Source organism: Paenibacillus sp. JJ-223 (genome assembly GCF_927798175.1).
GTDB lineage: Bacteria > Bacillota > Bacilli > Paenibacillales > Paenibacillaceae > Paenibacillus > Paenibacillus hubeiensis.
Window position 1 is genome coordinate 82,299 of record NZ_CAKMMP010000011.1, and the last position, 14,391, is coordinate 96,689.

Sequence of the window (14,391 nt, forward strand, 5' to 3'; positions counted from 1 at the left end):
ATAGGCCATCTCACTTTAGAGCATTAAAAAACAGCGTTGACGGACGAGGATCAGTCCCCGTAGGTCAACGCTGTCTCATAACCAAATCAGCCTAAATCTATATTTGTTCCATTGTGGATATCTCCATCTCAAACCTCTTCATGTCTGTACCGATGCATCCGAACACGATGCGGAAACTGCCGCCCCCAGCGACAGAATCGGATCAAGCACCCTGACGCCCAATTCCTGTTCAGCAATCGAGGCAAAGCCCATGGTGGCGAACCCTGTGCATGCCAGTACGATCGAATCAGCCCCGCGTTCGCGCAGGCGCATTCCTGCATCAAGAGCTGCACGCTTTCCCGAAGGCGTATTCAGATCCACGGTAGTCACGACGCCTTCCGGGCGATCCATGCCAATGTATGCATCTCCCAAAATAGAACGGATACGTGTTGGTACTTCTTCCAGAATGGTCAGAACACCAACCCGGTCGGAAGACGTTAATGCAAGATGTGCAGCGCAGGACCCTGCACCATACACAGGAATACGAACCACTTTCCTAGTCTCGGCAAGTGCCGGGTCAGCCGCGCAACTAATGCCAATAGCCGAACACCCCAGCCTTTCGAGCTCGATCGCCAGACTGAGGATCTTGGGAACAGACTCAGCTTCGGTTTCCTCATCATACACGCCAAGAGACTGCTCCGGAATACAGCGGCTAAGCACGGGAAGGCCATATCTCGCTTCGATCAAAGACCCATGTTTGTGAATATCTTCATCATTTTGCAGCGTAATTACTCGAATGATTCCCAGCATTCACATATTCCTCCCCAATTTGTGCATAACTTGTGGATATAGTAGCGGTATCTTGTTTATAAACCATATAAGCCTGTGTATAACTGTGGATATCCTGTGTATATATTGTGTACTTGTTTGTAAAGCTGACGTAAATCGCGATTGCTGTCAACATCCCTGGACATGTTGTGGATATCCCTGGATTTGCTGGATCGAATTGATGCGCCAACTTGCACCAGCACCAGCACGAGCCTAAGACTGCAACTCCCCTTGACGCATAATTAAGACATCATCAATATATACATCAGGCTTCTGCACAACGGCATCAATATGAACGCCGGCAGCTACGGTTCCACCAAACGTATTGTTGCTGCCAAATGCAATATGAATGGTGCCATATACTTTTTCGTCCTCCAGCACAACACCGGTAATTCTCGCTTTATTGTTGGTTCCAATTCCGAATTCACCAAGATAACGGCCGTCGCCATCTCCCAAAACGGAAAGCAGCTTTTCGCCGTTCTCGCCTGTTGCCGCGATCAAGCGTCCTCCCTCGATGGTCAACTCAATCGGTTCAGGTAATGCTCCGATACCCGCGATCGAACCGTCCACAATGATCCGTCCCTCTCCCTGGCCTTCAACCGGCGCGATGTAAGCTTCGCCCGAAGGTAAATTGCCCGATTCTCCAGGATTCAGGTACATCCCTGTGCTCGGCACGCCATTCCGACCATGAATCGAGAACGACAAGGATCTGCCCTCCTTCTCGATCCGGACTTCTTTGCCCGCTGTCAGCATGTCCGTTACCCTTTCAGTCAGCGCTTTGACCTGGGTATATTCCGCCGTAATCGCCCCGTTCAGGAACATGTCTTCCGTCATACCTGGCATGGTTGCAACCCGCGTCCCGGCAGCCGCCGCATTTTTGCGTGCCTGAGTGTGCGTTACCGAATGGCGCGTTACACACACGGCCACATCGGCACGCGCCATCGCCTCGGCGATCGGTGCCGGAGGTTCCTCGCCGGATCTGCTGCGCTCCTTCATAACCAGGAGCATCGCTTCTGCTCCGAGTTCCTTGCCTGCTTCATAGATGGATTCCGCAAGCTCCCGCTTTGCGTCATCAGCCACAACGGCCAGCGTCTCTCCGGGACGGAGTCCCAGGCACTGGACCAGTACATTTTTACTCACTTCGATCTGTTGTTGATTCATTGTATTGCCTCCTCCTATGTCAAACTACCGGCTCAGACGGTCTCCGAGACGAGTTTGCCCATTAGAGCATTCGACAAAATGACCGGGATTCCTGCGGCCGCCTTACTTACCCATTCGCGATGGCGTTCGTCATATCCCATGCAGTCAAGCAAGATCAGTTCCACTCTCCCCTTCAGCGTTTCCACAGCTTGGCGAAATTCCGCTTCGCCCGACGTGTACGGCGAAGCGGCAGCAAAGGCAGGTTGAACAAGGGTGGAAAACTTCAAATCCAGCTGTCCCGCCTGTTCGGGCAGCGGGCCAATCAATCCCAGCCTGCGGCCATCTGCCAGCGCCTGCACCGCTGGGGGAATGATCCGGTCCGGCTCGATCAGATGGGAGCGGTTGGCGTGCAACCCAGGGAAGGAGCCTGTGCACAGCAACAGGATTGTTCGAATGCCGAGCGTCTCCAGTTCGCGTATTTTTCCATCGAGAAGCGGCCGGATTTTCTCTCTAGCCACCACGGCAGCGCTGCCGTCCTTTAACCGGGACGTCAGCACGTAATCCCCGGGTTCAGGGGCGAGCTCGGCAATTTGCTTCGCGGTCAGACCGTCCAGCACGCCGCATTGCACGAGCTCCGCTCTGCCTTCCAAATATTTTTCGATCAAGGGCGCGACGTCCGTCCGCGGAGCTTGGCCAATGGTGATCATGCCCAATTGCTTCATGTCATCAACTCCTTCGAAAACAATTCACCCGTCTCCCAAATTCGCAGACCGGACAATTCATGTTATCAAACGGCCGGAGTGGTCTGCGCACCTGCGGTTTGAAGCACTCTCATCGACCCGTACAATCCGAGGATACGATCATATTCCGACTCGTTATAAAACGAACAGATACCAGCAGTAAACTCCTTGGCCGTTTCAACTGCAAAACGTACGGCGCTGGCAATATCCACCTCATGGCTCGCACCGGTTCCGCAACCCGGCACAGCCGACTGGGCTGTTACAGCCACGCCCACAACCGGAGCATGAGTAGCTACTGCCGGCTGCAAAATGGAGTTGATATGGTACAGATCATTGCCGTAAGGCGTAATGTCCTGCATCGTCACCGGGAATGTCACGGGAAGTTGTCCTGTTGTCATTTCCATAATGCGCAGCAAGTCCTCGCTGACGCGCAAAATGTACCCTTCTTTCACCGTCGGCGAAATGGCGATGCCTTTGTGGTTGATAACGCGGTTGCCCTTCGTTGTGTCGATGGACAGGATCGCTTCCATTTCCGGCAAAACCTCGTGTTCGTTCATTTGCAAGATATCCACAGGGGAATCCATGAAATCAACCGGCTCATGCGGCAATGTCGGGGCATCCGGGCAAATGTGCGTCGTGACGATCACGTCGCCTTTCATCGTATCTCCCTTCGTTTGCATATCCGCCAGCTTTAATGCCGCTGCAATAGCAGCTACTGCTCCGTCGGCGTCGGAAACAAGACCGATGCGGCTTGGGCGCGCACCGATTCCGCCGAGACGGCCCACAATGCCCATCGTCGGAGCTTGTCCGCCAGATCGTTTACCTTCGCTACCAGGCACAACCACTTTCACAAAGTCGGTGCTGCCCTTTTCTCCCTGCACCGTCATAACGTCGACCGTTACGCGTGGATAAGCGCCAAACAGCTGTTTCACCGACTCCCCGTTAACGTAAGCGCTGTCGAGCGCTTCAAGTGCCAACAATGTTTTTTGAAGTGGCATCGCTACACATCCTCTCTAAGCTGTTATATCTTGTGATCAAGTCTAACGCAGCCGAGAAGCCGGTCACAATGTGCCGCTTTGCCAAAATGATCGTTGGTTTATTGTGCGATAAGAATAAAAAAACAAAAATATAGCGCTTAACCTAAATTAGTTCTACCCTATTGTGTCACAAATACTCACACTTGGTTCAATGGCGACACGTTTCAATTCATCGACGCCCATCCTGCCATTCCACCAGTAAGGTAGCCGTTTTAGCTGCTTGAAATATGGGAAACTGATGACCATGAGGAACATCGGCACGTTGTACATCGGTATGAATACCTGAAGGTGGTTCGTATCCAGTATCCTCTAATCCCCAGACAAGTATCGTTGTGGACGCCTTCTCCGCCGTGATCGCCACTTCACGATCAGGCCTTGAAATCCATTGCAGCAAGTCCGCATTCGCTCCCGCAATCCGCGGAGATTTCAGCCCTGCCGCGGCTCTTGCGGCATAACTTTCAAGCACAGCCTGTTCCGCATCTGCCGAATTCGTCCGCTGCAACTGACGAATCATGCGCTGCGCGCTCATCCTGGAAAGTTCACGATGTAACATTCTGCGCGGCAATCTAGATGCAAAACGCTGAAGCTTGTCCTTCGGGGCCCCCCAGACCGGCTGCAGCAAGGCCAGGTCGATATCCAGGCGCCCGCTCTCCCGCATTGCTTCTGAGGCGATGGCCGCACCAACCGAATGGCCGACCAGCGTCATCGGCCCGTTTACTTCGGCTAGCACGCGGTGGAGTGCTGCCACCTGTCTGCTGAACGCATTGCTTGTTTCCGACGCTTGCCTTCGTCTCGCAGATCGGCCGAACCCTGCCAGATCGATCAGCCACACCGGGTTTCCCGTTCGGCTCCAAATCTCCTGCCCCAAGGGCAGCATATCATCTGCATCGCTCATCAAGCCATGAACGATAATCCACGGGTCCCCTTCCCCCTCATGAGACAACACCGCCAATTCCCCTTTCCGCGTTCGCGTCCAGCCTGTGGGCAGGTTTGTTTCTTTCGAGGGATAGCTTATCCGATAATCCAAATCAGCCACGACATCGGGAAGCATTGCCGAAATATCAGGCATTGCTCGGCCCATGCATGCAAAAAGCCGTTCCGTCTGCTCAACCTCGAACTCACGCGTCGTGATGAACGCTAGAGATTCCGGTGGTATGCCGCTAATTCGACTTCCGCCCGCTTTCATCAGAACGTGGATGAACGGCAGCGGGACGACTCCGCGAGGGGTGGAAACGTCCAGTTCAGACGCTAACATGCCGATCAGATCTTTCATGTCCGGGCCAACCTCCTTACGCGACAACAACGGAAATGTTCCTCCCGTCGGATCCGACTCGCCAGCAAGAAAGACAATCGCTGCAGCCACCACATCATTGGATACCAGCGGCAGCCAATGATGCGAACCTCCAGGGACAACGGGCATTTTCCGGGTTCTCGTCGCTTGGACGAGCAGGCCGAATCCCCCGAGCTGCTCTGTAATTCCTGTCGGAAAAGGCCCCACGACCGTGCTCGGGTTGACCACCGATAGAGGATAAGAGCATTGCTTGGCATGCTCGCGAATGTAGCGGTCCGCTTCAAATTTCATATACTCGTAGGCGCTCTCGGTGTGAACCATGGTATTGAGCCATCTTTTCCATTTCCCCGGATTGTCCGCTGCCCGCTTCTTTCGATTAGTCGGTAACGATGAATTATCGTCATCTCCGTAGGGACTCATGTAACCTACAACATGAATAAAATGCCGCAGTCCCCGCGCCTTATGAATATCCTCCGCCAGCACCGCGATCTCCTTGGCCCCGTTCATGAAAATACGTTCAGCCTCCTTCCGTTCCAAGGTAACGTCCATCGTGCCGCCCGAGTGAATAATGACGTCGGCTTCCATAACCCGCTTCCTGTCTTCGCCATTAAGCCCAAGACCCGGCCGGGACAGGTCACCCTCAACGAATCGGATTCTCTCGTCCACTCCGATCCCGTGATTCCGCATCGCTTTTCTTGCTCTCGATTCGGAACGAACCAACAGTAACAGATTCGCCGTGCCGTTCATGAACTGTTTTACCACTTCTTTGCCGATGAATCCCGTGCTGCCTGTCATGAAAATGGATGTATTATCCGCACTTTCCTTATCTATATTTGCAGTAATCATTATTGTACCTCCATCAATGCATAGTGTTTAATTAGTACTAAATAGTACTAATTATGTGTAAAAAAAAGTGCTTCGATTACCGAAGCATTTGGCAAAATGTGCGTGCAGACCGTTCCAGGATGGAAACGTCCCGCGAAGTTTCTGCCAGCACAAGCGAGCCCTCCAGTGCCGTCACGAACAAGGAAGCCGCAGATTGCGGATCGACATTGGCCCGGAACTCCCCCTGCTCAATTCCTTGTCGCAACAGCTTTTCCACCAACGGCTGAAGCTCGCGCAAAAAACGCGATATCGTCTCTTTCACTTCCGGCGCGTCCGGCGGCGTCTGCATATACAGCGTGACGAACGGACAACCCCATGCGTAATCCCGCTGCTCCATGCCGGAGGACAGGGATGCAATAAACATAGTTATGCGTTCCTCCACGGAACGCTCACGTTGGCTGAGCAGTAAATACACGTCCGACTCGTAACGGGCAATCCAAAATTGCACGACGGCGAGCAGCAGTTCCTCCTTGTTTTTGAAATGATAATAAATGTTGGACTTCGATACGCCGCTGGCCTTCACGACTTCATCCATGCTGACATAGCTGTATCCCTGGCTCAGAAACAGTTGTGAGGCCACCTCGATGGCCTTCGCCCGATTGTTCGGGTTGGAGCCGGCCCCTTTTTTCGACCGAGTGGTTGTGTTATCATTTTTCATATTTAGAACTATACAGTACTATAAATAGAAAATCAACCGGGATATGACTCCCGGCTGATTCAAATGGACGTTTCATGACGTATCACAAGTTACTTTTTAAGGCTGTCCCAGTTCTGCTGCAGTGCTTCGAGCAAGGCGTTTTTATCCGATTTGCCCGCAACGTAGGCCTGAATCGTGCTTCCGAATTCCTGCGGTACGCCTTCAGGGAAGCGGTTGAAGTTCCAGCTCAGCGTTTTGTTTTCCTGGCTGTACTTCATGATCTCGGCTGCCAGATCGCCCAGCTCCTCTTCGGACGCCTGGATGGAGCTGAAGGCCGGGATGAATTTGAATTCCTCCGTCATATATTTTTTACCGACATCCGACGTAACGAGCCATTCCAGAAACTCTTTCGCTTCCGCCTTCACTTGGGAGTTCTTGTTCACAACCCAGAAGTTTGGCACGCCGACGAACAGTTTATCATTCGGTTCATTGGTGATCGGCATCGGCAGGATGCCAAGGTTCAGGTCGGGATTGATGCCGTCAATCTGCACCTGCGTCCAGTTCCCTTGCTGCATCATCGCCGCTTCACCGGTTGCGAACAAGGTTACTTGAGTATTGTAGTCGGTGGTCAGCGGGTTTTTGTTGCTGTATTTGAGCGTAAGATCGAGCATGTTCATCCAATCGGCAAACACCTGGTTGCCCGGGATTTTCTCGGTGCCGTCGTTCAGACCTTGAATGAATTTAACCGGATCGGTTTGATTGGCAAAAGCCACATTGACGTTATGGTTGCCCAGCACCCACCACTCCTGATATCCGTTAGAGAACGGCGTAATGCCTGCATCTTGCAGCTTCTGTGCAGCTTGCTCCAGCGCTTCCAGCGTCGTTGGAATCTCAGTGATGCCTGCTTTCGCGAACAGGTCCTTGTTATAAATGAAACCATACCCTTCCAATGCCAGCGGCTGGCCATACAGCTTGCCGTCTTTGGTCATCGGCTCCTTGGCTACCTCAAGCGCATCCTTGGCCCAAGACTCGCCGGACAAGTCCTCCAGATATTCAAGCCACGTATCCAGCTCACGATAACCGCCCACGTTGAAAATGTCGGGCTGTTCGCCAGCCGCGAACTTCGCCTTCAGTGCCGCGCCGTAATCGCTGCCGCCGCCGACGGTTTGAATGTCCAGCTTGATGCCTGGATGGGAAGCTTCGTATTCCGCTTTGAGCCGGTTGAGCGCTTCCGCAATTTCGACCTTGTATTGAAAGATTTTGATGACCTTGTCCCCTGGCGCAGCAGGCGTTTCTCCGCCGCCCGGATTGCTAGTAGGGCTTCCGCTTTTGTCGCCATTGCCGCAACCGGCGAGTACCACCGCAAAAGCAACCATCATGAGCAGCGCTAACTTCGTCATTTTTTTCATGAGCATTCTCTCCCTTGAATGATTTTGGACGGGCAGCTTCTTTCCGTGCGAGTCGAACGCGGAGGGAGCTGAATGCACTGGAGAAGCGCAGCGTTCGCCTTGGATACCCGGTGGATTCCTTGCTCTACTCGTTCAGGCCACCGGGGAGCAACAGCGATCGGAAGTGCAGCTGCTCCCGGAGCGACCGGACTCGCACCTACCTTGATCTGTTTTTTCCGGGACCGTGCTCCTTCTCCTCACAGCACGGTCCCTCTTTGCTTCTTTCCGTGCGAGTCGAAAGCGGAGGGAGCTGAATGCACTGGAGAAGCGCAGCGTTCGCCTTGGATACCCGGTGGCTTCCTTGCCCTACTCGTTCAAGCCACCGGGGAGCAACAGCGATCGGAAGTGCAGCTGCTCCCGGAGCGACCGGACTCGCACCTACCTTGATCTGTTTTTTCCGGGACCGTGCTCCTTCTCCTCACAGCACGGTCCCTCTTTGCTTCTTTCCATGCGAGTCGAAAGCGGAGGGAGCTGGATGCACTGGAGAAGCGCAGCGTTCGCCTTGGATACCCGGTGGCTTCCTTGCCCTACTCGTTCAGGCCACCGGGGAGCAACAGCGATCGGAAGTGCAGCTGCTCCCGGAGCGACCACACTCGCACCCACCTTGATCTGTTTTTTCCGGGACCGTGCTCCTTCTCCTCACAGCACGGTCCCTCTTTGCTTCTTTCCGTGCGAGTTGAAAGCGGAGGGAGCTGAATGTACTGGAGAAGCGCAGCGGTCGCCTTTGATACCCGGTGGCTTCCTTGCCCTACTCATTCAGGCCACCGGGGAGCAACAGCGATCGGAAGTGCAGCTGCTCCCGGAGCGACCGGACTCGCACCTACCTTGATCTGTTTTTTCCCGGGACTGTGCTCCTTCTCCTCACAGCACGGTCCCTCTTTGCTTCTTTCCGTGCGAGTTGAAAGCGGAGGGAGCTGAATGCACTGGAGAAGCGCAGCGGTCGCCTTTGATACCCGGTGGCTTCCTTGCCCTACTCGTTCAAGCCACCGGGGAGCAACAGCGATCGGAAGTGCAACTGCTCCCGGAGCGACCACACTCGCACTCCTACACCTACCCTTTAACTGATCCCGCCGTGATCCCCTGAATAATGTATTTTTGCATTAACAAAAAGAATATGATAATCGGCATAATGCCGAGCACCAGCGCAGGTAGTGCCAAATCCCACTGTTTCGTGTACTGGCCGAACAGCGCAAAGGTCGCAATCGGTATCGTGCGCAGATTGGAGCTTTGCAGGATCAGGGACGGCAGCAGGTAATCGTTCCAGATCCAAAGCGTGTTCAGGATGATGACCGTAACATACATCGGCTTCATGAGCGGAAACACGATGCGGAAGAACACGCCGTATACGGAGCTTCCGTCCACTCGTGCAGCCTCTTCAATCTCGACCGGCACGGACTTAACGAATCCGTGGAACAGAAATATCGACATGGGGGCCCCAAAACCGAGATAACAAATGATCAGCCCGGGGAGACTGTCGATCAGACCCAGATTGCTGGTTACCGTCACCAGCGGAATCATGATAGACTGGAACGGAATCACCATTGCGGCGATGAACAGGCCGAACAAGATCCGGTTGAACCGGGTGTTGCTGCGAACCATCCGATAAGCCGCCATCGAGCTGATGAGCACCAGCAGCAGGTTGCTGACGATCGTAACGATCAGCGAATTGACCAGCGCGGAAGGAAAGTTTATTTTTTCCCATGCGTTCGAATAGTTCGCCCACTGGAACGACTCGGGCCATGCGGCCGAATTGGTGAGCAGGTCACCAAACGTTTTGACCGAATTGACGAACAGGAAGTAGAACGGGACGAGGAACAGCAGCCCGACCAGTACCATGATCACCTCGGTAAGCAGCGTCCCGAACCGATAATTTTTGCTTGTTTCCATTATGCCTCCACCTCCTTGCTCTTGGTCAGCCGTACCTGAATGATCGTAATGATGGCCACGATGACAAAGAACACAAATGCTTTGGCCGTCCCGATCCCGTATCGGTTGTTCACGAAGGCCTCATTGTAGATGTTGAGCGCCACCGACTCGGTTGAGCCGAACGGTCCGCCTTTCGTGAGCGACAGGTTGAGATCGAACATTTTGAACGACCAGGAGATGGCCAAAAACAGACAGATGGTCACGCCCGGCATGATGAGCGGTACGATGATGCTGCGCAAGATCTGCCAGCGGCTTGCTCCGTCGATTTCGGCGGCCTCCAGCAGATCCGGGGAGACGTTGGTCAAGGAAGAAATGTAGATCACCATCAGATAACCTGCAGTCTGCCATACAAACACAATGACGATTCCCCAGAAGGCCGTCGCCTCGTCCCCCAGCCAGGGGAGATTAAAGAAGGACCAGCCGGTCAGGTCGCCTATTGTTGAAAACCCTTTCACAAATATGAATTGCCAGATGAAGCCGAGCAGCAATCCGCCGATGACGTTGGGCATGAAAAAAATCGTGCGCAGCATGTTTCTCGACTTCAGCGGTTTGGTCAGGAAATACGCCAGGAAAAATCCGATGATGTTGGTCAGCACCACGCCAACCACCGTAAAGCGCACCGTAAACCAGAATGCGGTCTGGAACTTGGGATCGTTTGCAAAAATATGCAGGAAGTTGTCGAGCCCAATCCAGTTGATCGTCGCGGACACGCCATTCCAGTCGGTAAAAGAATACACCATGCCGAGCAGGAAAGGAATGACGATAATGAGAATAAAAAAGACGATGGAGGGACCCACAAACACAAGCTGCTGCAACAGCTGTGATGACCCGCGATGCTTCATGTCGTTCTCCCCCTTCTATGGTTGGATGGATTCGGTCTCTTTTTCTATTAAACCCCAATGCTGCCGCAGGAAACACCGACCCTTGTGAACAGTTGGGTGTAAAATATTGTCCTCTCCCATACCTAAGCCGGAAGGGTGTTTCGATGTCCAAATACTACAGCATTCGCATCAAACTGATTGCCTTTATGCTCATTGCTACAACGCTGCCGCTGCTGGCGTCTACGTACATGACCTTTACCCAGACGAAAACGGCCTTGCGCGAACAGGCGACGCAAGAGAACATCCGCCTGATTTATCAGGCGTCCACCAATCTAAACAACGTGCTCGACAACGTTGCGAAGGCTTCACTGGCCGTGTACAACGATCCGAAATTTTTGCGCAACCTGATCAAAATTCCGGGGGACTACCGTGCCGTAGCCGAAATCTACACGACGCTGCAAACGATTCGCACTTCCGTTCCGGACGTGTTTCAACTATATCTGCACTCTTATGTGGCCAATCAGTCGACCTTGATTACCGATCCATTTCCAAAAAGAGAGGAACGGGAGCAGGCTTATGCCGGCTTCCCGCATGACGATGTCGCACAGGGACAAACCGACATTTGGTTTGAGCCTGCACACGTCAGCCATTCCTATGGCTTCAAGGCTTCCGCCGCAGGGGGTGCCCCTCGAACGGTCGTGACTCTGCGCCGGATCATTATGGACATCCCTTCGACGGAACAGCTCGGGGTGCTCGCCATCGACCTCAACATGGATACGATCGCAGCCATCTGCAACCGGCTTTACGACCCAGCCAAAGAACAGATCTATGTGGTAGACGGGCAGAACCGCATCATTTATCAAGGCACGTCGAGCATCGAAGGTACGGAAGCTCTGAGCGCTAAGGCGACGGAACAGTTGGATCTTGTACGAGCAGGCTCGGGACAAGCCTTTCCCGCATCCGGACATTTTGAGCAAGAACGTTCCATGTATGTCTATCAGCAGCTTGGCAGCCGCTTCGCCGATTGGACCATCGTCAAACAGATTCCGAATGAAACGTTGTATGCCCAAGCCACCTCGCTGACCTGGAATAATGCGCTCATTGCCATTGCGGCGCTGCTGCTCGTCATCGTGGCCACGTTGTTTATTTCCATCCGCATCACAGGGCCGCTCAAACAATTGATGCGGTACATGAATCAAATCCAGGCCGGTCGCCTTCATGTCAACATCCAACTGAAAAGCCGGGATGAATTCGGCGTGCTGGCCCGCCACTTCCGGGATATGATGGATACGGTGAACAACCTGATTTTGCGGGAATACCGGTTGGAGATCGCCAATAAAACCAATCAGCTCAAAGCATTGCAGGCCCAGATTCATCCGCACTTTCTGTACAATACCCTGCAGTCCATCGGCACGCTTGCACTGCAGCAGCAGGGAGAGCGGGTATATACGCTGCTCTCTTCCCTGTCCAAAATGCTTCGTTACAGCATGCGGGAACAAGCGCTTGTCACCTTGCAGGAGGAAGCGGAGCATGCCCGGTTATATTTGCAATTGCAGCAGGAGCGTTTCGGCGAACGTCTGGAGGTGCACCTGCGCTTTGCCGGGGACACGTTGGAGACTAGACTCCCCAGAATGACGCTGCAGCCCATCATTGAAAACTGCTTCAAGCACGGGGCAGACGTACAGCCTGGTCAAGCAGTAATCCGCGTGTCCAGCCGCCGCACTAATGAGCAACAGGTCGAGATCGAAGTGGAGAACAATGGGCCGCATATATCCGAACAACGGTTGAAGGAAATTCAAGGGTGGATGCAACAGCATGAACAGAATGCGGAAACCGCAGGCACCGCGGCGGATGATTCCGAATCCATCGGTCTGCGTAATGTCATCCGCAGGCTTCAATTGCACTCGCCGCCCGAATCCCCAGCCAGTCTGTCGGTCAGTAATCGCGAGGAAGGCGGCGTCACCATTACCATTAAACTATACGCAGGAGAGTGGACACCATGAAAGCACTGATCGTCGATGACGAAAAACACGTTCGCGACGCCATCCGTCTGCTTGGTCATTGGACTGAGCTTGGGGTCGAAACATTGCTGGAAGCTGCAGACGGAAATGAAGCCGTGGCGGTCATCACCGCCGAATCTCCGGAACTTATTCTCAGCGACATGCGCATGCCGGGGAAAGACGGCATGGCATTGCTGGAGTGGATTTCGACTCACGCTCCGCATAGTAAAGTGGTGGTCATCAGCGGTTATGACGACTTTGAGCTGGTTCGGCACGCCATCCGTTACGGCGGCATGGATTATTTGCTTAAACCCGTCGAAGCGGACGAACTGAACGCTTCCCTGGGCAAAGCCATCCGAGCTTGGAGCGAGGCGGAGGCCGCGCGCAGGCAATCCGCCACACAATCCATCGTTGTGAACCGGATGCGCCCGCATTATCAGGACAGGCTGTTGACCGCTCTCGTCGCCGGTCGGACGAATGGCGCGTCCCGGCTGCAGCAGCTTCGGGACGAGTTGAGCTTTCCTGATGCGCTGCCCTGTTGCAGCGTAGCCGTGACAAGCCTGTCCCATCTCGATGCAGGTATACTGGCCAAATACCGGAGCCAGCCTGAACTGCTCGCCTTCTCGGTCATCAATATCGCGGCCGAGTCGTTCAACACCCCGGACAAAGGCGTCGCATTCCGGCATTTGGAGCAGCCTGATGAAGTCGTGCTGCTCTATTGGGGAGACAGCGTCGGTCTGCAGTCCCTTCTGGAGAAAGTCAACCAAGGTATGGACCAGACGCTCCAACGCCATTTGCATTTTGGCATCTCTTCTTGCGACGCTTATCCCGGAGGGATATCGGCGGCTTACCAGGAGGCTCGGCTTCGCTTGTGGCGAAGAAATATACGCCAATCCGCAGGATGCCTTCACCTTTCTCCCCCTGTCCAGTCCGGAAACAAACCAAAGCGCCTGTCATCGATGGAGGAAACGTGGCGCGTCGCAGCCATGAGCGGCAATGCGGCGAGCATATCGGCAGCCGTTGCCGAGTGGATCGAACCCATCTCTCAGCTTGAGGTCATTACGGGCGAACAACTGCAGCAGTGGATGGACGAATTCGAGTGGATGATCGGCCGTTGGCTGGACGACCAGGAAGACCTGCCTACGGCGATGGATCTGGATACCATCGAAGAGCAGGCTTTTCCTTTTGCGGAACTGCCCCTGGACCGGGCCGGCCGATTATCAATCCGCTTGTTCCAGTCCCAACTGGAGCACCGATTGCTGGCTGCAGGCAAGGCGCTGATCGCGCCGCATCCTGCAAACTCCGACCCGATGAGCGACATCGCGCGTTATACGGAAGCCCATTATAAGGAGGATCTTTCCCTGCAGCAGATTGCAGCGAAATTTTATCTGAGCCGCGAATACATTTCGCGCAAGTTCAAGCAGCAATTCGGGCTCAATTGGTCCGAATACCTTGGAAGACAGCGGATGAACAACGCCAAGCTGCTGCTGCAGAACCCTTCCCTGCGACTTGCCCAAATTGCGGAGATGGTAGGGTATCAGGATGAAAAGTACTTTAGCAAGGTCTTTAAAAAAATGGAGGGTATGACGCCTGGGGAATACCGGAAAATGTCATCCGAGGTGAATTAGAAGCGAAATATTCTAAGCTCTAAGGAACCTG

Annotated in this window: 11 protein-coding genes; 2 read left to right on the forward strand and 9 right to left on the reverse strand. The window is 53.8% G+C overall.

Features of this window, described 5'->3' with window-relative positions; translation table 11 throughout:
- Positions 1 to 138: 138 nt before the first annotated feature.
- The 9 genes from L6H98_RS19280 to L6H98_RS19320 all read right to left on the reverse strand — a co-directional run bounded on the left by L6H98_RS19280 (position 139) and on the right by L6H98_RS19320 (position 10,753).
- Positions 139 to 789 carry an aspartate/glutamate racemase family protein gene (locus L6H98_RS19280; RefSeq protein WP_236417530.1) on the reverse strand — a complete coding sequence of 217 codons (651 nt, stop codon included), beginning with the start codon at positions 787 to 789 and terminating at the stop codon, positions 139 to 141.
- Positions 790 to 1,020: 231 nt separating this feature from the next.
- Positions 1,021 to 1,968 carry an aminopeptidase gene (locus L6H98_RS19285; RefSeq protein ID WP_236417531.1) on the reverse strand — a complete coding sequence of 316 codons (948 nt, stop codon included), beginning with the start codon at positions 1,966 to 1,968 and terminating at the stop codon, positions 1,021 to 1,023.
- 32 nt (positions 1,969 to 2,000) lie between these two features.
- Positions 2,001 to 2,669, reverse strand: a complete 669-nt coding sequence (locus tag L6H98_RS19290) for an AroM family protein (protein ID WP_236417532.1) — start codon at positions 2,667 to 2,669, stop codon at positions 2,001 to 2,003.
- Between the two features lie 65 nt (positions 2,670 to 2,734).
- On the reverse strand, positions 2,735 to 3,685 hold the full coding sequence (locus L6H98_RS19295; protein WP_236417533.1) for a DUF1177 domain-containing protein: 951 nt from the start codon (positions 3,683 to 3,685) through the stop codon (positions 2,735 to 2,737).
- Positions 3,686 to 3,893: 208 nt separating this feature from the next.
- Complete coding sequence (locus L6H98_RS19300) at positions 3,894 to 5,861, reverse strand: alpha/beta fold hydrolase (protein ID WP_236417534.1); 1,968 nt, start codon at positions 5,859 to 5,861, stop codon at positions 3,894 to 3,896.
- A gap of 76 nt (positions 5,862 to 5,937) precedes the next feature.
- Positions 5,938 to 6,480, reverse strand: a complete 543-nt coding sequence (locus L6H98_RS19305) for a TetR/AcrR family transcriptional regulator (RefSeq protein WP_236417535.1) — start codon at positions 6,478 to 6,480, stop codon at positions 5,938 to 5,940.
- A gap of 167 nt (positions 6,481 to 6,647) precedes the next feature.
- Complete coding sequence (locus L6H98_RS19310) at positions 6,648 to 7,946, reverse strand: ABC transporter substrate-binding protein (RefSeq protein WP_236417536.1); 1,299 nt, start codon at positions 7,944 to 7,946, stop codon at positions 6,648 to 6,650.
- Positions 7,947 to 9,035: 1,089 nt separating this feature from the next.
- Positions 9,036 to 9,872 (reverse strand): carbohydrate ABC transporter permease, encoded by an 837-nt coding sequence (locus L6H98_RS19315; protein ID WP_236417537.1) that lies wholly within the window; start codon positions 9,870 to 9,872, stop codon positions 9,036 to 9,038.
- Positions 9,872 to 10,753: a sugar ABC transporter permease gene (locus tag L6H98_RS19320; protein WP_236417538.1), complete on the reverse strand. Its 882-nt coding sequence runs from the start codon at positions 10,751 to 10,753 to the stop codon at positions 9,872 to 9,874. The genes L6H98_RS19315 and L6H98_RS19320 overlap by 1 nt, the downstream gene beginning before the upstream one ends.
- 143 nt (positions 10,754 to 10,896) lie before the next feature.
- Between L6H98_RS19320 and L6H98_RS19325 the strand changes: the two genes are divergently transcribed.
- Both L6H98_RS19325 and L6H98_RS19330 read left to right on the forward strand, forming a co-directional pair.
- Positions 10,897 to 12,735 (forward strand): sensor histidine kinase, encoded by a 1,839-nt coding sequence (locus tag L6H98_RS19325; protein ID WP_236417539.1) that lies wholly within the window; start codon positions 10,897 to 10,899, stop codon positions 12,733 to 12,735.
- A complete protein-coding gene (locus L6H98_RS19330; RefSeq protein WP_236417540.1) occupies positions 12,732 to 14,360 on the forward strand; it encodes a helix-turn-helix domain-containing protein in 1,629 nt (542 codons plus the stop codon). Before L6H98_RS19325 ends, L6H98_RS19330 begins: the two co-directional genes overlap by 4 nt.
- Positions 14,361 to 14,391 lie beyond the last annotated feature (31 nt).